The organism is Caulobacter ginsengisoli, assembly GCF_030814835.1.
Classification (GTDB): domain Bacteria; phylum Pseudomonadota; class Alphaproteobacteria; order Caulobacterales; family Caulobacteraceae; genus Caulobacter; species Caulobacter ginsengisoli.
This window is the reverse complement of the sequence record NZ_JAUSVS010000010.1, coordinates 20,382-42,920: the sequence shown is the minus strand read 5'-3', so window position 1 is coordinate 42,920 and position 22,539 is coordinate 20,382. Positions and strand designations below refer to the sequence as shown.

Genomic DNA, 22,539 nt, shown 5'->3' with positions numbered 1-22,539 from the left:
GGCGATAAGAAGCTTAGGGCTTGCGGGCGAGGCGGGCGTCGAGCAGCAGGCGGGCGGTCAGGGCGCGCATTCTCGGATCGGGTTCGTTGCCCAGCGCCGTGGTGGCGATGTTGGTGAAGGCGTTGCCGAAGAAGCCGGGCGTCGCGCCGTCCGGATAGACGATCTCGCCGGTATCCGGATCGAGCCTGGCCTTGTCATAGGGGCCGATCATCATCTTTCGGGCGGCCTCGGCGTCGGCCTTTTGCTCGGGCGTAGCCTTGGGATCGTCCGGCATGGCCTTGATCATCGCCCCGAACGGGCCGCCATCCTTCATGGTCTCAATGAGGGCGCTGTTCTGGATGTAGCGCTGGCGATTGCCGAGTTCTACGGCGCAGAGATCGTGCACGATGAAGGTCACGCCATCGGCCAGACTCGGCTCGACCCGCTCGACGCTGGGAACCGCGGCCCGGATGCAGGCCTCGGCCTTGCCGGTCAGCCGGGCCAGGTCCGGGCTCTCGGCGGCGTTGGCGGCGCCGGCCGTCAGGCCCAGCGCCAGGAGGGTCAGGATCGCGAGGCGGCGGCTCATTTGCCGGCCCGCACGGCGGCGACGATCTTCTGGGCGCCATCGCTCAGGTCGTTGGCGGCGATCACGTCCAGGCCGCTCTCATTGATGATCTTCTTGCCCAGCTCGACGTTGGTGCCTTCCAGCCGCACGACCAGCGGAACCTTCAGCCCCACCTCCTTCACGGCCGCCACCACGCCCTCGGCGATGATGTCGCAGCGCATGATGCCGCCGAAGATGTTGACCAGGATGCCCTTCACGTTGGGATCGGCCGTGATGATCTTGAAGGCCGCGATGACCTTCTCCTTGCCGGCCCCGCCGCCGACATCGAGGAAGTTGGCGGGTTCCGCGCCATAGAGCTTGATGATGTCCATGGTCGCCATGGCCAGGCCCGCGCCGTTGACCATGCAGCCGATCTCGCCATCGAGCGCGATGTAGCTGAGGTCGTATTTGGAGGCCTCGATCTCCTTGGGGTCCTCCTCGGTCTCGTCGCGCAGGGCGACGACGTCGGGGTGGCGGTAGAGGGCGTTGCTGTCGAAGCTGACCTTGGCGTCCAGCACGATCAGCCGCTCGTCGCCCGTGGCGATCAGCGGATTGACCTCCAGCATGGCCATGTCCTTGTCGACAAAGGCCTTGTAGAGCTGCGGCAGCAGGGCGCTGGCCTGCTTGGCCAGCGGCCCTTTCAGGCCCAGCGCCGTGGCCAGCTGCAGGCCATGGTGCGGCCAGACGCCGGTCGCGGGATCGATGAAAAAGGTGACGATCTTGTCGGGCGTCTCGTGCGCCACGTCCTCGATGTTCATGCCGCCCTCGGTCGAGGCGACCACGGCCACCCGGCTGGTCTCGCGGTCGACCAGCAGCGAGAGGTAGAATTCCTTGGCGATGTCGGCGCCTTCCTCGATGTAGAGGCGGTTGACCTGCTTGCCCTTCGGCCCCGTCTGGTGGGTCACCAGCACCCGGCCCAGCATCTCCTCGGCGTTCTTGCGGACGTCCTCGACGGACTTGACCACCCGCACCCCGCCCTTGGCGTCAGGGCCCAGCCCCTCGAACCGCCCCTTGCCGCGGCCGCCGGCATGGATCTGGCTCTTGACCACGAACACCGGCCCACCCAGCCGCTCGGCGGCGCTGGCCGCCTCATCGGGAGTGAAGGCGGCGAAACCCTTGGGAACCGGGACGCCGAACTCGGCCAGAACGGCCTTGGCCTGATGCTCGTGGATGTTCATGGAGGGGTCCGGTCGCTGCGCCGATGGTCGGGAAGGCTGTAGTTGGGAGATGGGCGCTTATAGGCGCCGGTTTTTGGCGGCGCAACGGATGACGCCGGGTGAGGTCGCGCGAGACAGGCGCGGGAAATTGATCCTACAAACCCCTATCGGTTGAAACAGGGGGCTGCGCGCCATGATCATCGGCATCCCGGTCTATGAGGGCGTCGACGTCCTGGACGTCACCGGCCCCTTCGAGATGTTCCACTGGGCCGGCTACGACATCGAGATCGTCGCCCAAAAGAGGGGCCCGGTGGTCTGCAACGGCGGCCTGGTCATTCACGCCGAGGCGTTCGGCAAGGCCGGCGCCTGGGACGTCCTCTGGACCCCGGGCGGCAATCCGCAGGCGCTGAACCGGATGATCGGCAAGGCGGGGACGGCCTACCGCCGGTTCCTGAACCAGAAGGCGACCGACGCGAGATATGTCTGCTCGGTCTGCGAGGGCGCGTTGATCCTGGCGGCGGCGGGGCTGCTGGATGGGTTCACGGTGACCACCCACTGGGCGTTCATTCCGTGCCTGCTGCAGAGCTATCCCAAGATCACCGTCGCCGACGGCCATCCCAGGTTCGTGCTGGACGGCAATCGGCTGACGGGCGGGGGGATATCCTCGGGGCTGGACGAGGCGCTGGAACTGATCAAGCTGCTCAGCGGCGAGGCGGCGGCGGTGCAGGTGCAGCAGACGACGCAGTACTACCCGGACCCGCCGGTGAGCAGCCAGATACCGAACACGATCAGCTGTCCGCTCCCCTAACTCCTCTCCTCGGTAGAGGAGAGGTCGAGAGGCATGCGCCGCAAGGCGCTGCCTCCGGGTGAGGAGATTCCCACGGTGGCGGCCGCAGGCGGTTCAGCTTGGTGTCGGCGTGGGAGATTTAAGCGACGGCAAGCGCGGGAATCTCCTCACCCGCTCTTCGCGCTGCCGCGCTCAGAGTCGACCTCTCCTCTAACGAGGAGAGGAGTTACGCCGCTTGATCCATCACCGCGCTGTTGCGGCGCTCCAGCTTGCCCCAGCCGACCCTGGGCCCACGGATGGCGGTGACGATCGACTTGACCACCACCCAGTACATCAGCTGCCGGTACCCGAACCGCTGGGCCGGCAGCCACAGCAGGTCCTTCCAGGGCGCGCGTTTCTCCAGCGCCATGCCCAGCGCCCCGGCCGACAGGTCCAGGAAGATGAAGGCGGCCCAGTAGAAGACCGGGCGCAGCACATTGTCCGGCGACCATTCGATGGGGTGGTAGCTCCAGCCGTAGACCGCCGAGACCAGGCTGAAGACGATGGCGAGATCGACCAGCGGCGCGACCGCGGTCAGCAGGATCTGGAACAGCCAGATCTGCGGCAAGGCCACGAAGCCCAGCACCGGCCGCCGTTTGTCCCAGAGCGCCGCCCGGTGCTTCCACAAACATTGCAGGGTGCCGAACGACCAGCGGAACCGCTGCTTCAAGAGTCCTCCGACCGTATCGGGCGCTTCGGTATAGGCCCGCGCCTGCGGATCGAACTCCACCCGCCAGCCGGCGCGTTGCACGGCGAGCGTCAGGTCCTGGTCCTCGGCCAGGGTGTCTTCCGGATAGCCGCCCAGCTGCTCCAGGGCCGCCCGCCGCCAGGCCCCGACCGCGCCCGGCACCACCGTCACCGCCCCCAGCGCCGCCAGGGCGCGGCGTTCCAGGTTCTGGGCGGTGACATATTCCAGGGCCTGCCAGCGGGTGACCAGGTTGATGCGGTTGCCGACGATGGCGTTGCCGGCCACCGCCCCCACCCCCGGGTCTTCGAACCAGCGCACCAGCCGTGCGATGGTTTCGGGCGCGAACAGGGTGTCGGCGTCCAGGGCCACGACGATCTCACCCCGGGCGTGGGTCAGGCCGCGGTTGAGGGCCAGGGCCTTGCCGCCGTTGGCGAAGCTGAGCAGCCGCACGCGCGGGTCCGAGCCGTGGTTGAGCCGGACCTGCTCGGCGGTGCCGTCGGTGGAGCCGTCGTCCAGGACCAGCACCTCCAGGCGACTCCAGCGAGAAGCGAGAATGCGCTCCACGGATCCGGCGATGACCGCTTCCTCGTTGAAACAGGGGATCAGCACGCTGACCAGCGGCTCACGCTCCAGCGGCAGCAGCTCGGGGGTCCGCCGGGCGACGCGCGAGCGGTGGATCAGGGCCAGCACCGCCAGGAAGACCAGCCTCAGCACCCCCAGCACGATGGCCGTGATGAACAGCCAGTAGAAGGCCAGGTCCAGGGTCCGGAAGAATCCGAACCCGATGCGGTCCAGCAGCAGGTCGCCGGAATCCCGCGTGGCCGCCGGCATGGCCTGGGCGTTGGTCATCCCGGCCAGTTGGTCGACGCTCACCAGCCGGTAGCCGTGGGCCCGCAGCGCGTCGATCAGGCCCGGCAGGGCCGCCACCGTGCGGCTGCGGTCGCCGCCGCCGTCGTGCAACAGCACGATCTGGCCGGCCCGCGGGCCCCCGTCGGCCAGCCGCGCCAGGGTGGTGTCGATGATGTGCTGCGGATCGGGCTTCTTCCAGTCGTCGGGGTCGATGCGCAGGCCCACGATCAGATAGCCCAGCTTCTGGGCGGTCAGCAGGGGTTCGACCTCGTTGGGGGTCGAGGGCTCCGCATCGCCGAAATAGGGCGGCCGGAACAGGCGCAGCGAGCGTCCGGTCAGCACCTCGAACAGGCGCTGGGTGGTGTTGAGCTCCAGGTCGGCCTGGGGCGCGGAGATCTCGCCGATATTGGGATGGGTCCAGGTGTGGCTGCCCACTAGTTGGCCCTCGGCCACCTCGCGCCGCACCGCCCCCGGATCGTCCTGCATGTTCTTGCCGATGACGAAGAAGGTCGCCTGGGCCCGCTTGGCCTTGAGAATGTCCAGGATCTTCGGCGTCCAGCGCGGATCGGGGCCGTCGTCGAAGGTCAGCGCCACCAGGCCGGGCCGCGCCCCATAGCGCTCGACCACATAGGAGGTGGGCATGACGTCATAGGTCTCGCCGTCGATCAGCCCGGTGGCCGGGTCGGTGGTCAGGGTCCGCTTGCCCACCGTGGGCGTCGCCGACACCCGCAGCACCTCGCCCGTGCCGTCGAAGTCGACCCCCTGGCCGGCGACGATGGTCTGCAGGCCAGTCGGCCGGTTGGAGCCATAGGGCTTGCCCATGAACCGCCAGGCCGAGGGATCCTCGGCCCCCATCCGCCAGAGGGCGTAGCCCATGGGCCGGTAGCTGTCGGCGGTGCGGATCTGGTTGAACAACGTCGCGGCGTCGAGGAACCAGACGCTGTGGTCGGCCCCGTTGTCGTCCTGGTAGTCGAAGGTCGGGTTGAGGCTGTCGCCGTCCAGCTCGACCTGGGCGTCGGCGTCGTGCGCCGTCTGGGTGGCGTCGTAGAAGCCGACCGCGTCGGCCGACCTCTTCGCGCCGGTCGTCCAGTCATACCCGTAGGCCCCCAGCGCCACGACCGTATGGGCCGGGTCCAGCCCGCGCATGGATTCGGCCAGCCGGGCCTCGAACCAGTCCTGGCCGGCGGCCGGGCCCGGATCGCCGGTGCCGTAGTGCTGGTCGTAGGCCATCAGCACGATGGCGTCGGCGCTCTTCTGCAAGCGGGGCAGCGGCCAGGCGCCGTCGCCGACCGGGGCGGAGACCCAGATGTCGCGGCCCAGCGGCTTCAGCGCCGCCTGCGCCTCTTTCAGGAAGGCGGGGTAGACCGCCAGGGACGGCGCCGACAGGTTCTCGAAATCGAAGACATAGCCGGCGTAGTTGCGCTTCCTCGCCAGATCGACCAGATGGCCGATCAGTCGGGAGCGCGCCGCCGGATCGGCCAGCATCCGGTCGGCCAGCGGGCCGTCGCTCAGGTCGTCATGGGCGTTGTGGACCAGCGGCAGGACCGAGACGGGATGCGGGGCCTTGGCCAGGATGGCCTCGGCCTGCGGGTCGGCGGTGACCTTCACGTCTCCCGCCGAGCCGTTCAGGGCCACCCACTGCGGGACCACCACGTCCAGGCTGGCGACGTTGCGGGCCAGCGAAGTGCGGCTGTCCTCGTCCCAGGAGACATAGAAGCCCACCGACAGCGGCCGGGCCGGTCCGCCGCTGGCGGCGCGGGGCTTGGGCACCCTGGTCCAGCCGGGCCGGCCCTTCACGTGGCGGGCCGTCTCGATATGCAGGGCCTGCAGGATGCGCGGATCCTTCAGCGACACCCCCGGCAGCCGGGGCGCGAAGGCCAGGGTGGCGAAGAATCCGGCGACCAGCAGGGCCGCCAGCGACACGATCAGCCCCAGCCCCTGCCCGGCCCGGCGCGCCCGCCGCCCGCTGGGATCGTGGAAGATGTAGTTGGCCATGCGGGAGAGTTCGCCGAGGTATCGCTCGAGCGCTTATGCCGCTGGCATCATGGCGGAACCTTGGCCTCTATTGGCCGGGACTGAGGAAGGCCGAACCCCACCCTAAACTCCGCTCATCCCCGCGAAAGCGGGGACCCAGGCTTTTTTGCTGTAGCGGGCGATTCTGACAGGCCCGGGCGGCTGAAAGGCTGAAACGAAAACACCTGGGTCCCCGCTTTCGCGGGGATGAGCGGAGGGTGGGTGAGGCTAAGGGACACCGCCCGGGCGATCCCCAGGCTTTCTCAAACGGAAGGCCCCGCGGAGGTTATCCGCGGGGCCCGTTCAGACATAGCTCAGACAGGCCTTAGAACTTGGCCGCGACCCGCAGCGTCACCGTCTGCGGCGCGCCGTAATAGACGGTGCGGATGCTGCCGACCGAGGAGAACTCCTGGCCGTCGGTCTTGTAGACCTCGTCCGAGAGGTTCTGGCCATAGACCCCGGCGCTGTATTTGCGCGAGGAATCCTCCCAGACGATGCGGGCGTCGAACAGCCAGTAGTTGGGCTGGTAGAGGCCGGCGATCTTGGTGTGGCTGTTGGTGATGGTGTTGTCGACCGCCAGGGCCGATTCGGCCCGGTAGCGGGCCTGGCCGCCCAGGGTCAGGAAGCCGGCCCCGCCCAGGTCCCACTGGTACTGGGCGCCGTAGCGGGCCGTCCATTTCGGCGAGAAGGCCGGGTCCTGGAAGTCGCGGCTGCCGCCGGTGGCGGTGAAGCGCACGTCCTTGAAGCCGTCATACTCGGCGTTCAGCAGGCCGATCTGGGCGTCCAGCTGCAGGTTGGCGATGGGAGTGGCGTTCAGTTCCAGCTCGGCGCCGGAGAGCTTGAGAGCGCCGGCGTTGATCACCGTCAGTTCGGGGCTGGGCAGGCCCGTGCCCGGGTCGATGACCAGGCCCGACACCCGCGCCTGGAAGTCCTTATAGCGGCTGGAGAACACCGCCAGGTTGGCCCGCAGGCGGTTGTCGAAGAACTGGGTCTTCAGGCCGCCTTCGATGGAGGTCAGGGTCTCGGGCTCGTAGGGGGCCTGTTCGCCGGGGTTGTTGGCGCGGCCGTTGAAGCCGCCCGACTTGAAGCCCTTGGACCACTTCAGATAGCCCATGGCGTTGTCGGCGAACTGATAGTCCACCGAGATCATCGGCGAGGTGTCGCTCCAGGTCTTGTTCAGACCGGTGAAGGCGAAGGCCGGATTGGCGGTCAGCAGCGGGCTGGAGGAGAAGGTCGAGGTGGTGCGGCTGTAGGTCTTTTCCTCCTCGGTGTAGCGGATGCCGCCCGAGATGCGCAGGGCGTCGGTCAGGTTGTAGCTGACATTGACGTAGGCGGCCTTGGAGGTGGTCTCCAGGTCGTCGTCGATGGTGCGCAGGAAGGTCGGATTGCCCAGCACCGGGCCCACCAGGTCGTCGGCATAGGCCTCCTGGTGCGAGGTGATGTTTTCCTTGAGGTAGTAGAGGCCGCCGACCACCAGCCAGGGACCCTCGTCATAGGTCAGCTGGAATTCCTGGCTGGTCTGGTCCTGGTCGACGCCCACGAAGACGTCGCCGACTTCCAGCTGGGTGGCGTCGATGTCGACATAGTCGTCGGTGTTGAGCTTGCGGTAGGCAGTGATCGACTTCAGCGTCAGGGCGTCGGTCAGGTTCCAGGTGAAGGTCCCGTTGATCCCCTGGCTCTTCAGCTTGGTGGAGTTGGGCAGGCCCGGGGTCGTACGCGCGGTGAACCTGTACGGGGCGTCGGTCGGGATGGCCAGCAGCGGGCCGCCGAACAGGGTGGTCAGGCTGTTGATCGGCTTGCCGACATTGAGGGCGGCGTCGTCGCGGCTGTAGTCGGCCGAGAGGTCGAAGCGGAAGTTGTCGGTCGGGGTGAAGGCCAGGGCGGCGCGGATCGCCTGGGTGTCCTTGTTGTTGTAGTCGCGGTGCAGGACCGGGTCATGGACATAGCCGTCGCGGGTCGAGCTGAGGACCGCGGCGCCCACCGCCAGGGTGTCGCTGATCGGGCCGGAGACCGCCAGCTTCACTTCCTGCTGGTTGTACGAGCCCAGGGCCAGGTTGACGCTGGCCCGGAAGTCCTGGCCGGGCCGGCGGGTGACGAACTTCATCGCCCCGCCGATGGTGTTCTTGCCATAGAGCGTGCCCTGCGGCCCGCGCAGCACCTCGACGCGCTCCAGGTCCAGCAGGTCGAACTGGGTGCCGCGGATACGGCTGTAATAGACATCGTCGATATAGACGCCGACCGCCGGGTCGAAGGTCTGCAGGGCGTCGGGCTGGCCGACGCCGCGGATGAAGATGTTGGTCGAGTTGGACGAGCCGCGGCCCGGCACGATGTTCAGGTTCGGCACCGCGCCCTGCAGGCCGGTGGCGTCGACGGCCTGGATCCGCTCCAGGGTCTTGTCCGAAAAGGCCGAGACGGCGGCCGGCACGGTCTGCAGGTTTTCTTCCGTCCGCCGGGCCGTGACCACCAGGGCCTCGACATCGGTCGTGTCCTGGGCCGCGGCGATCGTCGCGGTCGCACTCCAGGCGGCGCCCGCCAGCAAGGCGGCTTTCCACATCGTCTTCATAGGTTTCCCTCCCCGGGGCGCCGTTGCGGCGCATGTTCATTACGAACAATTCATCAGAACGCGAATTAGGGGCAATGTCGGGCAGACGGCGCCGCACGGGAAGGGGGTGCGGCGTTGCAGCGTAGTTTTTTCACTGCATGATGAATTGGCGCCACACTCCGCCCCCGGCGGGGGCGGACGGCCGCCCGAGGCGCGCATGCGGCGCGCCCGTGGCCCGGCCAGGTGAGGGTTTAGGAAGCCGTGCGCTGGCGTCTACCGAGGTTCACCGGCTGCAGCGGGGAGCCAAGCCCAGACCCCGAGGCTAGTTCCCACGACCAAACACGGCCTCGGAAACCCCCACCGGATCGCGCTCTGGCGCGATCGTCCGCCCCCGCCGGGGGCGGATTACTAATCGTATTCCAGCACCCAGTGCTGCGGGAACGGTGTCCCGCCGCTGTTGATCTGCCCGTCCGCCCCCTTGGCCCGCCGCAGGTTCTGGCGAGCCAGCAGGGGCGTCAGCATGGCCGGGATGACCGCGCGGTTGATGTAGTCGCCGAAACAGACATGCATCCCCACGCCCCACAGGATGTAGTCCTGCCAGGGCCGGCCGGCCCTGAAGCTGTTGGGCGACTCCAGGGCCGTCGGGTCGAACATGCCCGAGAAGTTGCCGGCCATGACCATCTGGCCCTTGCGAATCCGGCAGGCCCTGAGCGTGTTGGCCGCGATCACCGTGTCCAGGGCCGAGCGGCGATAGATGACCGGGTTGAGCGGATTGAACCTCAGCCCCTCGAACAGGATCTGCCCCACCGCCGCCTCGTCGCCCGAGCGGGCCGCCGCCTGGGCCTGGGCCAGGACATCGGGACGGTCGAGGATCTGGTCGAGGGCCAGGATCGAGGCCTTCGACAGGGTCGGGATGGCCCCGATGAGGAGGCCGATCATGTTGTCGCGGATGCCGACATCGTCCATGCCCGGCGTGCCGGAGGTCTGCAGCGCCAGGCAGCGGCTGATGACATCGTCCTTCAGATGTCCTTTGCGCGCGTCGATCGAGCCGGCGATAGCCTCGCGGCAGATGGCGGCATAGCGCAGGGCCTCGGCCTCGACCGCCGGGTCGCCGGCCAGGTCGATGAACAGGTACCAGAACATCCGGGTGGCGCCGTCGATCAGGTTCTGGCGGCTGCCGACATCGATGCCGAAATAGTCCTGCACCATGCTGGTCGGCACCTGCAGGGTCAGGTCCTGGGGCACGTCGATCCGGCCGGGCAGGCCCGCCACGATGGCCGCCGCCTGTTTCGCCGCCGGCGGCTGCACCAGGGTCGCCACGTCGTCCCGCCGCATGGCCAGGCGCATGTTGGAGGTGTCGCGGACATAGAGGGCGGTGTCCTGCATCCCTAAGAAGAAGTTCGCCCCGCCGGTGATCTTGCGCATCTTCGGCTCGTAGACGACCTCGAAGTCCTCGTTGCGGGCGATGACCTCCTGCACGTCCGCCATGCGACCCACGATCACCGTGCCGGTGTTCTGGTAGGCCTTCACCAGCTGGGCCTTGAGCGACAGGTTGGGGATGAAGGCCCGCAGGAAGGTGAAGATCAGCCGCTGGCCTTTGGGATTGCCCAACGCGGCCCCGACCTTGCCCCCGAAGCCCTTCCCCTTTGGACCCTTGGTGGTGAGGATCATCCAGAGCAGCCGCGGCAGCGCTAGCAGGCCATCCAGCACCATCAGGATGCGGACCCAGACGGCGACGATGAAGTTGATGACGATCATGTCGGATCCACCACGCCCATGGCGATCATGCGCAGGGCGGTCATGCTGGGGATGAAGAAATAGGCCCCGCCCCGGGTCTCGACGAAGTTGGGCATGCGGGCGGCGATGAAGGGCGGACCGCCGGTCTTGGGATCGGCGGCGATGACGAACTTGGCCCCTTCCCGGTGCACCCCGACCAGGGGGCAGGTGTCGTTGCCGACGTTGAAGTCCAGGCCGTAATTGATCCACTGCTGCTGCACGAACTCGAACTGGCGGAACAGGCTGGCGCAGACATTGAGCATGACGATGCCGTGCTCTTCCTCCTCGGTCGCGTCCTTGGAGGCCGTGCCATACGGAAGCCCGCGGCGCAGGATGCGGCGGCGGTTGTTGAGCACCGAGCCGTTGGGGGCCCGGGGCAGGCTGGGATTGTCGGTCGGGTCCAGGGCGTCGCGCGGATTGGCCCGGCGCAGGTGCGAACTGACCGGGCATTTCAGCCCCTGCGGATCGTCGTGATAGGTGAAATCCGACAGCGCCTTGGGCCGCTCGCCGCTCATCGGATAGCGGACATTGAAGGCCAGCAGGTCGTCCCAGGTCGGGGCCAGACTCAGCGGCGTGCCGTCGGCCCAGCGGCCGGCGATCTTGGCCATCACCGTCTCGCGGGCGATCAGGTCGTGCGAGACATCGTACATCCGCTGATAGGCCAGGGCCTGCTCGTCGATGTATTTGCGGAAGGCCACCACGTTCTGGTGCAGCTTGCGATAGGCCATGAAGGTGCCGTTGAGGGCGAGACTCAGCGGCATCGGCCCGCCCGAGGTCTCCTGCGCCTCGTCCGGATAGCCCAGCAGGAACTCGCCGGTGGCCAGCGGCCGCCAGACCCCATCGCCCCCCAGCTTGCCGTTGCCGACGACCCGGTAGTCTTCCGTCGACTTGGGGAACTGCCCCTCGAAGACCGGATCGCCGATACCGTCGGTGAAGCCGAAATGCTCATTGGGCGTCGGCTGCCAGAGATTGTCCGAGCCCTGCTGCAGGATGGCGGTCAGCGGCTGGTATTCCGTATCGGGCCCGCGATGGCCGGGCAGGATGACCACCCCGCCCTCGGTCTGCCGGCACATCCCCTTGATGCGCTGGAACATCATCTCCTGCTCGGGGACCGGTTCGCCGGTGACCGGGTCCATCTGGGAATTGAGCGTCACCAGCACATGCACCCGCTTGTCGGCCTCGGCGTCGTGCCGCCAGACGTCATCCCAATGGTCGATACTATCGTTCGGAAAGTCGTCGCCCAGGATCGAGGCCCGGGCTGCCATGCCGTCCATGAACTCCTCGGGCATGCCCCGCAGCGAGCGGATCGGCAGGCCCAGGGCCAGCAGCCCCCAGAAGGTGAAGCCGAAATTCAGCGCCACCTTGGGCCGGATGGCCACCACCTCGTCGGTGGGAATGTCCTTGTGCGAGGGCCAGCGCAGGCCGCTGGTCACCTCGGGCAGCAGGTCCAGCAGCAGCTTGCGCCCCTTGGCCCCGTCCCGGACGTTGAGGACGAAGAAGCGTCCCTTGGGAAAGCCCTGCCGCCCATAGGCGGTGAGGATGTTGCCCTGGATGTCGGCCTGGTTGAGCTTGACCGGTTCGTCATGTTTCGCCACGGGGCGTCTCCTCTAACCGATCACGCCGGGGGGCTGGGTGGGGGTGGCCTGGTTGGGCTGGTGCGCATTCAGGAAGGCGCCGAAGTTGGCGTGCAGGGCGGCCGGGTCGACGCCCTGGTTGTCGATGGCGAAGTCCATGAAGTGCTTCTGCAGGTAGAGGCTCTTGAGCACGCTCGGCAGGTCGCTGTTGGGCGCCGTCGGGAAGGGCTTGGCGGCGGCGTTGGCGACGGTGCGCAGGGCCGACCAGATTCCCAGCGCCAGCCCCAGCAGGGCGGCGAAGATCCCCACCAGCCAGGGGTTCCAATGCAGCCAGATCATGTTGGGGATGAAGATGGCGGCGAACACCACCGCGGCCATCAACAGCACTTCCCCGGCCAGGCCGCCCAGCGACAGCGACGGGAAGGGCGGGGGGATGATCCAGTAGTCGTTGAACGGCATCACCGTCTCGATCTGGCATTTGCGGATCCAGGCGGCGAATTCCGAGGGCCCGTCGACCGTGTCGAAGCCGGTGCAGTACTGGAAGACGTCGGTCAGCTCGTCCTTGGCGACCGTCCACAGCCCCTCGAGATAACCGTTGAGCGTCGCGTCACTGCCGTCGGCGGCGTCGAAATCGACGGCCCAGAGCATGAAGGGGCAGGTCAGGGCGTCGACCGGCTGGGGGATGACCGGGTTGACCCCCTTGATGGCCATGCCGATCGAGTTCTGCGGGTCGCGGCCGTTATAGGCGACATCCGGTATGACCGCGAACCGGGTCAGGTGGGTGCGGCTATCGCGGGTGAAGGGGCTGGTGCAGGGATTGGCGATGCTGGCCTTGGACTGCCGGGCGGTCGGCAGGGTGTTCAGGGCCTCGCGCAGGGCGTTGATCGGGGTGGTCACCGTGCCGTCGGCGCGTTTGCACGGCCTGGTGTTCACCGGGATGATCACGGTCAGGAAGTAGTGGCCGCCGTCGAAATTGGGCATCGGTCGGCGTCCTTAAGGCTGGCAGTCGCCCCAGCGCGCTTCGACGAAGGGCTGGCGGCGGACATCGGCGTTGTAGGTGTCGTTGGAGGCCACGGGCGCGAAGCCCTGCGAGCCCAGGCTGTTCTGCACGGACAGGAGGGCCGTCTTATAGGCCTGAGCGAACTGGTCGGGCGGCAGGCTGGCATGGGCCCTGGCCAGGTTCAGCAGCATGGCCCGCACCCGCAGGCCAGCCTTGATGTCCCGCTGCGCCGCCCCGGGATAGGCGTTGTAATAGTAGTCGGTGTCGATCTGGTTGACCCGGATATAGGTCTTGAACGGGGTGATCGGGATCGACAGGGGGTATTTGGTCGAAGAGTACCAGAACAGGTTCAGGCCGTTCGGAATGCCGTCCGAGAAGGCGTCGATATACTGATCCCAGGTGCCGTTGAAATTGCTGCAGAACAGCATGTAGTCGTTGTTCAGCGCCTGTGGCCCCTGGCCCAGGTCCGGCCACTGATCGCGGCGGATGAAGGCCCAGCGGGCGAAGTGGATCAGCGACAGCCCCAGCAGCCCCGACAGGGTCGACGGGATGGCCCGCGCCACCTGGAACAGCAGGTTGTTGATCCAGGTCAGCCCCGGCTTCATCGGGGTGATCACGTTCATCGCGTACGCCTTGCCGGCGACATTCGACATCGGCAGCCCCCTCCAGACAGCAAGCCAGAAGGCGAGCCTAGCCGAGGCTTTCAAACCGCACAATCAGTGCGGGAAGTTTATACGGCCTCGCGAGAGATTTTCGGGCGCCCGTTCAGGCTGCGCGTTGGCGACCCAGCCCAAGCGCCTTCCAACACCCCGCATCCCCAGCGAAAGCTGGGGCCCATGGGTGAAGCTAAGCCCGCACCGCCCTCGCCGACCATCTGCCCTCATGGGCCCCAGCTTTCGCTGGGGAAGCGGGGATGAGATTACTGCGCGGCCTTGCGGCTCACCGCCGCGAAGCCGGCCGCGCAGTAGGTGTAGAGGCGGTTGCGCATGGCCTCCAGGTCATTGGAATGGCACAGGCCGTCGCTGAGCTGGTCGATGCGGCCGGTCTCCGACAGGGCCAGGGTCATGGCCCCGGTCAGGAACTGGTAGCACCAGTAGAGATCCTCCATCCGCGCCTCCGGCATGGCCTTGGCCAGGGTGTCGACCAGCTGGTGGACGACCGGGTCGAAGAAGCGGTGCATGGTCTCGCCGCCCCAGGCGGGTGTGTTGTTCACCAGGGCGACCAGGGCGAAATAGTTCTTCCAGCCCTGGCCGCCGGTCAGAGAGCGCTGGATCAGGGGCTCGATGAAGGCGGTGATCACCCCCTCGGCAGTCATGCTGTCCGGGTGAGCGGCCTCGTAGGCGGCCATGGCCTCGGCGCGGTCGCGGTTGAGGATGTCGGCCCGGCGCAGGAAGACCGCGTCGAACAGCTCGCGCTTGGCCCCGAAATAATAGTGGATCAGCGCCGTATCGACCCCGGCCTCCTGGGCCACCTGGCGCGTCGTCACCCCGTAGAAGCCGTGGCGGGCGAACAGGCCCTCGGCGGCGTCGAGGATGGCCTCCTTCAGGTCGACGCCATGCGCCTTGGCCGGACGGCCCCGGCCGCCATTGCGGGCACGCGGAGAAGGCTGGGTCATGAGCGGACCAGGCGGTTGGTGAATCCCGCTTAGTCCGCCCCGACCGGCCCTGGCAATGGATTTGAATTCATCAGCCGAAGAACAATCTCCACATCACCCGCCCCGGCAGGAAGGCGATGAAGCCGTTGATGATCAGCCCGCCGTAGAACAGGCCCATCATCGTGCGCCGGTGGATGCCGATCCTGTGGCCCCGCGCCGCCAGCAGGGCCAGGGGCAGCATGATCAGGGTCCAGCCGCTGAACAGGTGGATGAAGGACCAGTAGTCGCCGTTCAGCCCGGTGATGAACAGCGAGACGACGGCGGTCGTCCCCATGGCGGCGGCCCAGATCCAGCCGAGCGTGCGGTGGAAGGTGACCCCTTTTCGCGCCGTCATCAGGACGCCGCCGATGACGATGGCGGTGACCGCCGCCCCGACATGGGCCTGCACCACCAGGGGCTGGGCGTTCCACAGCGCCAGGTCCGGCCAGTGGGGCGTCGCGGTCAGGGCCGCGTGGATCATGTTCGGGATGGCGTTCCTCAGGGCGTAGAAGAAGCCGGCGGTCAGGGCCGCCAGCACCAGCCAGCGGATCATGATCGATCGGCGGCTCATGGCGCCGCCATCGACACGGGTGGTTTCAGTCATCTGGGACATGGCATAACTCCGACTCGAACCTTCGTTGCGGCCACCTGCCGCCCCAGCCGAGCCGAGCGCAAAGCCCGATGCGTCAACCTTCTCCGCCGGTTCGCGAACGGCCGGCCCCCGCCGTTGGCGCTTCGTCAACGCACGGCTGGCGTGACGACTGGAAGGGCGTCGTGGCGGCGGGAATCGCCGGCGTCTTCCTGGCCGCCATCGGCGCGTTCGGCACCGACGAGGCCCCGCCGCTGGCCCGCTACGGCTATTGGGTTGGCCTTTGCCTCACCGGCGGCGTGGTCGGCCACGCGCTGAGCCATGTCTTCCGCCGCTACGGCCTGATGGACGAGCGGCCGTGGGTCTGGGGGCCGCTGATCGTCGTCGCCATCTCCATCCCCTTCACCCTGGTGGTCTGGACGGTGTCGGGCCTGGCTTTCGAGGGCGGCGTGTATCCCCGCGCCCTGCCGCACTATTTCCTGCCGGTGCTGATCGTCACCGGGGGGATGACCTTCCTGGTCGTGCTGATTCACCGCCGCCCGGCCATCACCCACGCCGCCCCCGCCGGAGCCGCGCCGCCGCGCTTCCTCGAGCGCCTGCCGCTGAAGCTGCGCGGGGCCGAGGTCTGGGCGGTCGAGGCCGAGGACCACTACCTGCGCCTGCACACCTCCAGGGGCCAGGACCTGATCCTGATGCGCCTCTCCGACGCCGTGACCGAGCTGGAAGGCATCGAGGGCAGCCAGACCCACCGCTCCTGGTGGGTGGCCCGCGACGCCGTCACCGACGCCCAGCGCGGCGACGGCCGCGCGGTGCTGACGCTGAAGGACGGCGCCAAGGTCCCGGTCAGCCGCGCCTATGCGAGAATTCTGCGTGAGGCGGGTTGGTTCTAGGACTGGCCACGTCGCGGGCGATCATCTGGCGGTTTTTGGGGTCGCTTCGCGACAGGAAGATAAGGAAGATTCAAGAAGGGTAAGCGGTCGGGACATCCCCGAAGCGCCGCAGGCAATTGAATCCGAAAGACAGCCTGCGGCGCATCCAGCGAGCCGCAGCCCCTTGCTCTTCTTCTCTTGAACTTCTCTTCCTGTCGCGAAGCGACCCCAAAATCTCACGGCTCACCCAGTTCGGCTGGCGTCCGTAAGACCTCGGGACATCACTTCAACCGCAGCACCTGATGGTTCGGCCCCGGCCTCACCTCGAACGCCGCCGAGCGCCAGCTGGCCGGGCCGAACAGGCCCCGGGCGTTGTTGGAGAACGCATAGGGCTCCAGCGGCATGCCCACCGGGTTGAACCGCATGGCCCCGTTGGCGTCGATGTCCTGGAAGGTCTTGACGGCGTACCAGCCCGGCTTGAGCCCTGCGATGGTCACCGAGATGTCGCCGTCGGCGGCCGGCAGCTTCAGCTCCCGGAGCGATCCCTTGTTGGCGTCATAGGTCCCGCGGCTGTCGAACAGCGCCCCCAGCACCACGCCCCGGCGCACCTTGATGTTCTGGAAGTCGATGGTCAGCGACCCTTCGCCCGCTCCAGAAGAACTCTGTGCGCCCGCCCCGGCCGGCAGTAGCGCCAACGCCGCCAGACCCGCGATCCAAATCCGTTTCATGCCCCCACCCTTCAAGTCCTAGGTTTTTCGGGACCGCCACTGCTCGCGGCTCTGGCCCCACACATCGATGATCAGCTCATGGTACGGCGGCGGCAGGTGATCCTGGCGCAGCAGGGTCGAGCCCAGCCGCTGCGCCAGCTTCTGCGAATTGACGTTGCCCGGGTCGATGCAGTGGATGACCTGCGTCCAGCCCAGATGGTCGAAGGCCCAGTCGATGGCCGCCGTCGCCGCCTCCAGCGCATAGCCCTTGCCCCAGGCCTCGCGGCGGATGCCCCAGCCGACCTCGGTTCCCGGCCAGCCCTCCGGCTGCCAGGGCCCGGCCCGGCCCAGCCACTCGCCGGTCTGCTTGTCGACCATCGAGAACATGCCAAAGCCCAGGATGGCCCAGGACCCGGCCATCGAGGCCATGCCCCGCCAGCTCTGTTCCCGGCCCTGCAGCCCGCCGATGTAGCGCGAGGTCTCCTCGTCGGCCATCATCGCCGCCCAGCCGTCCAGATCGGCCTGGGCCGTGGGGCGCAGGATCATGCGGGCGGTTTCGATTGTGGGGCCGGGAGCGATCATGGCGGGGTTATAACCCAGGTCCGCCGCCAGGAAAGCCGGGCTCGCTGAGCGGGCGAGGACGGCTCGCCCGCCGCAACCTTGCCGCATCCGGCGGGTTAGATGGACCCGAGGGATCGTGCGGAGGATATCGAGATGAGCCAGGAAATCCCGGCGGCGGCGCCCGAGCCCGCGCCCGGCCCTGTTCCAGCCGCCCGGCCCGGCCCTTCGCCCAGCCTCGTCGACGGCGGCTCGCGCCCCGGCGGCCGGATGATGCTGATCGGCCTGGCGGTCGCCGCCGTGCTGGGCCTGGGCCTGGCCGTGACCCTCTCCGACCACAGAAAAACCGCCGAGGCCGCCGACCCCAAGGCCGGCCTGGCCATCGCCGTCCAGCCGGCGCCCAAACCCGCCCCGGTCGCCGTGGCCGCCGCGCCCGGCCCGCTCAACGCCCTGCCGGAGGAGGCCGCCAGCCTGCCGGCCAATCCGCCGCCGCAGCGGGTCAGCCTCCCCGCCGCGCCGGCCGCCGACACGCCGACCCGCGCGGCCGCCAACCCCACCTTCGACTGCGACGGCGCCAACAACCGCGCCGAGCGGATGATCTGCGCCGATACGGGGCTGGCCGCCGCCGACCGCCGCATGGACCAGGCCTTCCAGCGGGCCCTCGACGCCGGAGTCCCCTTCCGCGTCCTCCAGCGCCAGCAACGCGCCTGGCTGCGCGCCCGCAACGACGCCGCGTTCGATGGCCGTGACGCGGTGGCGGCGGTCTATCAGGACCGGATCGATGAGCTGCGGCAGATGGCGCGGGGCGATTAGCACCCCACACATCCGCTCATCCCCGCGAAAGCGGGGACCCAGGTGTTTTTCGTAGCGGACTTGCAGCCGCAGAGACCCGACAGAACCGCCCCAAACAGCAAAAAGCCTGGGTCCCCGCTTTCGCGGGGATGAGCGGGGTAGGGATGCTTACGCCAACGACGGATCGATGACCTTGCAGGCGTCGATCAGCCCCTGCACCGAGGCCACGGAAGCGGCGAACATCGCCTTCTCGTCGTCGGTCATCGGGAACTCGATGACCCGCTCGGCGCCGCCCGCCCCGATCACCACCGGCACGCCGACATAGAAGCCCTTCTGGCCATACTGGCCATCCAGCCAGGCGGCGCAGGGCAGGACGCGCTTCTTGTCCTTCAGATAGCTGGTCGCCATGGCGATGGCGCTCTCGGCCGGGGCGTAATAGGCGCTGCCGGTCTTCAGCAGGGCGACGATCTCGCCGCCGCCGCCGCGGGTGCGCTTGACGATGCCGTCCAGCTCCTCCTGGGTCATCCAGCCCTGCGCGACCAGTTCGGTCAGCGGCAGGCCGCCGACAGTCGAGTGGCGCACCATCGGCACCATGTCGTCGCCATGGCCGCCCAGGGTCCAGGCGTGGATGTCCTGCACCGACACCCCGGTCTTCTCGGCCAGGAAGTAGGCGAAGCGCGATGAGTCCAGCACCCCGGCCATGCCGATGACCTTGGCGTGGGGCAGGCCCGAGAACTCGCGCAAGGCCCAGACCATGGCGTCCAGGGGGTTGGTGATGCAGATGACGAAGGCGTCGGGGGCATGGGCCTTGATGCCCTCGCCGACGGCCTTCATGACCTTCAGATTGATGCCCAGCAGGTCGTCGCGGCTCATGCCCGGCTTGCGCGGCACCCCGGCGGTGACGATGCAGACATCGGCCCCGGCGATGTCCTCATAGGCGTTGGCGCCCTTGAGGCTGACGTCCTTGCCGAACACGGCGGTGGCCTCGGCGATGTCCAGGCCCTTGCCCTGCGGCACGCCCTCGGCGATGTCGAACAGGATGACGTCGCCCAGCTCTTCGCGCGCGGCGATATGGGCGAGCGTGCCACCGATCATGCCGGCGCCGATGAGGGCGATCTTGGCTCGGGCCATGCGGAAGGTCTCCTGGTCGAATTTGGGCTTATGTTGCGGTGCGGCGGGGTCTAGACCCGTCCTCGCGCGCCTGCAAGGGTTGCGGCTCTATTGCCGCCTGCGAGGACAGAGATGGCCTGGTCGCCCTTCGGCGCGAAGAATCCCCGCGCCGACGCCGAGAAGCGGATCGAAGCCGCCATCCGCCGCGCCGCTCCGGCCCGGGCGGCGACCGGCGACTGGAGCGGCGTTCGGGAAATGGCCGGCGTCAGCGCCGGTCCGGACGGAGAATTTCGCGACGCGGCCGGCGCCGTCCTGGGCTATCTGCCCGACGCGGCCGCCGACGCGATCCGGCGTGAAATCGAAACCCTGGCCCAGCGAGAGGCCCTGCCCGGGCCGCAGGGCTGGAATCGCTATGCCATCGCCTGGCGGCCCGGGACGGCGACCCTGACGACACGGTTCGATGCCGAGATCGTGCCTCGGGGCGCGGAGGATCCGGTCTACGAAGCCGCCGCCAACGCCCGCCGCGCCTTCTGGAGCGGCCTTGGCGCCGTGCGGGACTATGTCGAGAGGGGCGGTCAGCTCAACGCCTGGGGCCAGACCCCGGTGTTCCTGGGTCCGCACGAGCGGCTGATCCTGATCGACCGGCCCGCCACCCGCCTTTACGCCACCGACGGGCTGTCGACGCCCTGGCCGGGAGTCGCCGACCAATCCAACGGCTGGGGTTGCGAATTCGTCCTGGAGGCCGCCCGGCCAACCGGTCCCGCCCCCGCCGGCGTCGATCCCTGGGTCGAGTTGATGTTCTACTGCGCCAGGCAGTTCACCGACTGGCCGAACCTGAAGGACTATGTCGAAAAGGAGGGCGCCGCCGTCTTCTTCACCTACGAGTTCGACGGCGGCGGCGAGTTTCCCGTCGTCATCAGCCGGCCCCTGGACCTCCCGGCGGAAATCCCCGGCCTGCCCTACGGCCCGGTCCCGCTGCTGGCCGTCACCGCCTGCAACCCGGCCGAGATGCGCGGCCTGGAATTCACCGACGACAGCTGGGCCGCGCCGGTGGCGCTCGAACTGCTGAAACGCCGCAAAGCCAGCGGCCAGGGGCTGGTTTCGCGCCTGGGCGACGACTAGACATTTGCAGCGGGTTGCGGGCGGAAAACCGCTTCGCACTTTTCCTCAACCCGCTCTAGAAGGCCTCATGTCCAAGACCGACCCCGGCCATTATTTCGAGGACTTCCGCCTCGGCCAGACCCTGCATCACGCCACCCCGCGCACGGTGACGCCGGGCGATGTCGCCCTCTACAACGCCCTCTACGGCCCCCGCTTCGCCCTGACCTCCTCGGACGAGTTCGCCCGGGCCTGCGGGCTGGAACTGGCCCCGGTCGATCCGCTGCTCGCCTTCCACATGGTGTTCGGCAAGACCGTGCCCGACATCAGCCTGAACGCCATCGCCAACCTGGGCTATGCCGAGGGCCTGTTCCTGGACGCCGTCTATCCGGGCGACACCCTGACCGCCGTCAGCGAGGTGATCGGGCTGAAGGAGAACTCCAACCGCAAGACCGGCGTCGTCTATGTGCGCACCACCGGCGTCAACCAGCGGGGCCGGGCGGTCCTGCGCTATGTGCGCTGGGTGATGGTCCGCAAGCGCGACGAGGCGGCCCCTATCCCGGAACAGGCGACCCCGACCCTGGCCCCCGCGGTGGCGGCCGGCGACCTGGTCCTGCCGCGCGGGATCGATTTCTCGCGCTACGACTTCGCCCTGGCCGGCGCCCCGCACGCCTTCGAGGACTATGCGGTCGGCGAGAAGATCGACCATGTCGACGGCATGTGCGTCGAGGAGGCCGAGCATCAGCTGGCCACCCGCCTCTACCAGAACACCGCCAAGGTGCATTTCAACCAGTATGAGCGCGCCAAGGATCCGACCGGCCGGCGGCTGGTCTATGGCGGGGTGGTGATCTCCACGGCCAAGGCCCTGTCGTTCAACGGGCTGCAGAACGCCGGCATGATTTTGGGAATCAACGCCGGCCGCCATGTGAACCCCTATTTCGCCGGGGCCACGGTGTTCGCCTGGAGCGAGGTGCTGGACAAGGCGGACCTTGGACCCTGCGGCGCCCTGCGCCTCAGGCTGGTGGCGACCAAGGACCGGCCCTGCGCCGACTTCCCCGACAAGGACGAAACGGGCGCCTATCCCGGCGAGGTCATCCTGGACTTCGACTATTGGGCGGCGGTTCCCAAGCGTGGCTGATTTCGTTCTCGACCCGGCCTTCGCCGCTGCCTCGCACCGCATCGGCGACCTGCCGCTCTGCGAGGCGCGGCTGCAGGACGACGCCCGCTATCCCTGGATCGTGCTGATCCCCCGCCTGGGCGGCCTCACCGAGATCGAGCAGCTGTCGGCGGAGGATCGCGGCCAGCTGATGGAAGAGATGATGGCGGCGGGAGAGCTCGTGCGGGTGTTGGGTCCCGTCCACAAGCTGAACTTCGGCGCGCTCGGCAACGTCACCGCCCAGCTGCACGTCCACGCCGTCGGCCGCACCCGGGACGACCCCGCCTGGCCCGGCCCGGTCTGGGGCCACAGCCCGGCGGTCCCCTACGAGCCCGAGGCGCTGGAAGCGGCCCTGAGCAAGGCGCGCGCGGCGCTCGGGCTTTAGGTCGTATCGACGTTCAGCGATCCGCCCGGCCATTAGCCCTCCATCTAAATACCGTCATGGCCGGGCTTGTCCCGGCCACCCATGAACACCGGCAAGGGTGAATAGCGCTCGGACGCGCCGCGCCCTCTGAATAGCCGCTCGCGCGTATGGGTGGCCGGGACAAGCCCGGCCATGACGGCTGAGAGGTGGTTTGAGGGCCAGAACAATTGAATGTCGCTCGGCCTTTAACCGACGCGGACCCAGGTCAGGGTGCGGACAACCGCCGTCCCGCCGACGACGGTGTCCAGGCGGATCGTCAGGCTGTCGCCCTCGAGGTTCATCGTCCGGGTCAGCACCGCCCCGACCAGGGCCGGGTTCAGAGCGCCGGCCAGGGACTGGGTTACGGTTCCGGTGGCGTCGTCGACCTCGTAGGTGCCGAAATAGGCGTCGAAACCCGCCGCGCCGGTGCGATCCCGCCGCATGAACTGGGCGCTGAAATGGCCCGAGCGGTCATAGATCAGCAGCGCCACGGGGTCCTCACCCAGCACCGGTTCGGGCCGCCGCTCGCCGTCCGGGCCGGTGTCGATGCGCGAGATCAGCCGCCAGCTTCCCGGCAGCCCGTCTGAGAGCCGTGTCATGGCAGGGTTGCTAGAGC

20 protein-coding genes are annotated in these 22,539 nt (G+C 68.2%); 6 read left to right on the top strand and 14 right to left on the bottom strand.

Translation table 11 applies throughout. The features are described from left to right. Positions 1 to 13 precede the first annotated feature (13 nt). Together QO010_RS19980 and sucC are read right to left on the bottom strand one after the other, a co-directional pair. The gene (locus QO010_RS19980) at positions 14 to 565 is read right to left on the bottom strand and encodes a hypothetical protein (RefSeq protein WP_307352143.1); all 552 of its coding nucleotides are present in this window, start codon (positions 563 to 565) and stop codon (positions 14 to 16) included. Next, positions 562 to 1,761 (bottom strand): ADP-forming succinate--CoA ligase subunit beta, encoded by a 1,200-nt coding sequence (sucC, locus tag QO010_RS19975; protein ID WP_307352141.1) that lies wholly within the window; start codon positions 1,759 to 1,761, stop codon positions 562 to 564. The genes QO010_RS19980 and sucC overlap by 4 nt, the downstream gene beginning before the upstream one ends. A 172-nt stretch (positions 1,762 to 1,933) precedes the next feature. On the opposite strand from sucC, the gene QO010_RS19970 reads away from it, so the two are divergent. Further along, positions 1,934 to 2,548 carry a DJ-1/PfpI family protein gene (locus QO010_RS19970; protein ID WP_307352139.1) on the top strand — a complete coding sequence of 205 codons (615 nt, stop codon included), beginning with the start codon at positions 1,934 to 1,936 and terminating at the stop codon, positions 2,546 to 2,548. Positions 2,549 to 2,753: 205 nt separating this feature from the next. Here the strand turns inward: QO010_RS19970 and QO010_RS19965 are convergent, their stop codons facing one another. The 8 genes from QO010_RS19965 to QO010_RS19930 all read right to left on the bottom strand — a co-directional run bounded on the left by QO010_RS19965 (position 2,754) and on the right by QO010_RS19930 (position 15,254). Continuing rightward, a complete protein-coding gene (locus QO010_RS19965; RefSeq protein WP_307352137.1) occupies positions 2,754 to 6,098 on the bottom strand; it encodes a trifunctional glycoside hydrolase family 18/polysaccharide deacetylase/glycosyltransferase family 2 protein in 3,345 nt (1,114 codons plus the stop codon). 343 nt (positions 6,099 to 6,441) lie between these two features. Next, positions 6,442 to 8,679 (bottom strand): TonB-dependent receptor, encoded by a 2,238-nt coding sequence (locus QO010_RS19960; protein ID WP_307352135.1) that lies wholly within the window; start codon positions 8,677 to 8,679, stop codon positions 6,442 to 6,444. Positions 8,680 to 9,066: 387 nt separating this feature from the next. Next, positions 9,067 to 10,416: a cytochrome P450 gene (locus tag QO010_RS19955; RefSeq protein WP_307352134.1), complete on the bottom strand. Its 1,350-nt coding sequence runs from the start codon at positions 10,414 to 10,416 to the stop codon at positions 9,067 to 9,069. Next, a complete protein-coding gene (locus tag QO010_RS19950; RefSeq protein ID WP_307352132.1) occupies positions 10,413 to 12,029 on the bottom strand; it encodes a Dyp-type peroxidase in 1,617 nt (538 codons plus the stop codon). Before QO010_RS19950 ends, QO010_RS19955 begins: the two co-directional genes overlap by 4 nt. A gap of 12 nt (positions 12,030 to 12,041) precedes the next feature. Then, entirely contained in the window at positions 12,042 to 12,989 is a 948-nt protein-coding gene (locus QO010_RS19945; RefSeq protein ID WP_307352130.1) for a hypothetical protein, read from the bottom strand. A gap of 12 nt (positions 12,990 to 13,001) precedes the next feature. Next, the gene (locus QO010_RS19940) at positions 13,002 to 13,661 is read right to left on the bottom strand and encodes a hypothetical protein (RefSeq protein ID WP_307352128.1); all 660 of its coding nucleotides are present in this window, start codon (positions 13,659 to 13,661) and stop codon (positions 13,002 to 13,004) included. Between the two features lie 266 nt (positions 13,662 to 13,927). After that, the gene (locus QO010_RS19935) at positions 13,928 to 14,623 is read right to left on the bottom strand and encodes a TetR/AcrR family transcriptional regulator (RefSeq protein ID WP_307352126.1); all 696 of its coding nucleotides are present in this window, start codon (positions 14,621 to 14,623) and stop codon (positions 13,928 to 13,930) included. Between the two features lie 70 nt (positions 14,624 to 14,693). After that, on the bottom strand, positions 14,694 to 15,254 hold the full coding sequence (locus QO010_RS19930) for a DUF2306 domain-containing protein (RefSeq protein WP_307352123.1): 561 nt from the start codon (positions 15,252 to 15,254) through the stop codon (positions 14,694 to 14,696). A gap of 68 nt (positions 15,255 to 15,322) precedes the next feature. On the opposite strand from QO010_RS19930, the gene QO010_RS19925 reads away from it, so the two are divergent. After that, positions 15,323 to 16,120, top strand: coding sequence for a LytTR family DNA-binding domain-containing protein (locus QO010_RS19925; RefSeq protein ID WP_307352121.1), 798 nt, complete (start codon positions 15,323 to 15,325; stop codon positions 16,118 to 16,120). A gap of 260 nt (positions 16,121 to 16,380) precedes the next feature. On the opposite strand, the gene QO010_RS19920 is transcribed toward QO010_RS19925, so the two are convergent. Then, positions 16,381 to 16,827 carry a DUF2141 domain-containing protein gene (locus QO010_RS19920; RefSeq protein ID WP_307352119.1) on the bottom strand — a complete coding sequence of 149 codons (447 nt, stop codon included), beginning with the start codon at positions 16,825 to 16,827 and terminating at the stop codon, positions 16,381 to 16,383. A gap of 18 nt (positions 16,828 to 16,845) precedes the next feature. Then, positions 16,846 to 17,352 carry a GNAT family N-acetyltransferase gene (locus tag QO010_RS19915; protein ID WP_307352118.1) on the bottom strand — a complete coding sequence of 169 codons (507 nt, stop codon included), beginning with the start codon at positions 17,350 to 17,352 and terminating at the stop codon, positions 16,846 to 16,848. Positions 17,353 to 17,520: 168 nt separating this feature from the next. Between QO010_RS19915 and QO010_RS19910 the strand changes: the two genes are divergently transcribed. Next, positions 17,521 to 18,177: a lysozyme inhibitor LprI family protein gene (locus QO010_RS19910; protein WP_307352117.1), complete on the top strand. Its 657-nt coding sequence runs from the start codon at positions 17,521 to 17,523 to the stop codon at positions 18,175 to 18,177. A gap of 147 nt (positions 18,178 to 18,324) precedes the next feature. On the opposite strand, the gene mdh is transcribed toward QO010_RS19910, so the two are convergent. Continuing rightward, complete coding sequence (mdh, locus tag QO010_RS19905; protein WP_307352115.1) at positions 18,325 to 19,287, bottom strand: malate dehydrogenase; 963 nt, start codon at positions 19,285 to 19,287, stop codon at positions 18,325 to 18,327. A gap of 111 nt (positions 19,288 to 19,398) precedes the next feature. On the opposite strand from mdh, the gene QO010_RS19900 reads away from it, so the two are divergent. The 3 genes from QO010_RS19900 (at position 19,399) to QO010_RS19890 (ending at position 21,905) form a co-directional block, all read left to right on the top strand. Next, positions 19,399 to 20,388, top strand: a complete 990-nt coding sequence (locus tag QO010_RS19900; RefSeq protein ID WP_307352114.1) for a hypothetical protein — start codon at positions 19,399 to 19,401, stop codon at positions 20,386 to 20,388. Positions 20,389 to 20,455: 67 nt separating this feature from the next. Beyond that, a complete protein-coding gene (locus QO010_RS19895; protein ID WP_307352113.1) occupies positions 20,456 to 21,502 on the top strand; it encodes a MaoC family dehydratase in 1,047 nt (348 codons plus the stop codon). After that, positions 21,495 to 21,905, top strand: coding sequence for an HIT domain-containing protein (locus tag QO010_RS19890; protein ID WP_307352112.1), 411 nt, complete (start codon positions 21,495 to 21,497; stop codon positions 21,903 to 21,905). The genes QO010_RS19895 and QO010_RS19890 overlap by 8 nt, the downstream gene beginning before the upstream one ends. A 224-nt stretch (positions 21,906 to 22,129) precedes the next feature. Here the strand turns inward: QO010_RS19890 and QO010_RS19885 are convergent, their stop codons facing one another. Beyond that, a complete protein-coding gene (locus QO010_RS19885) occupies positions 22,130 to 22,522 on the bottom strand; it encodes a lipocalin-like domain-containing protein (RefSeq protein ID WP_307352111.1) in 393 nt (130 codons plus the stop codon). Positions 22,523 to 22,539: the final 17 nt, after the last annotated feature.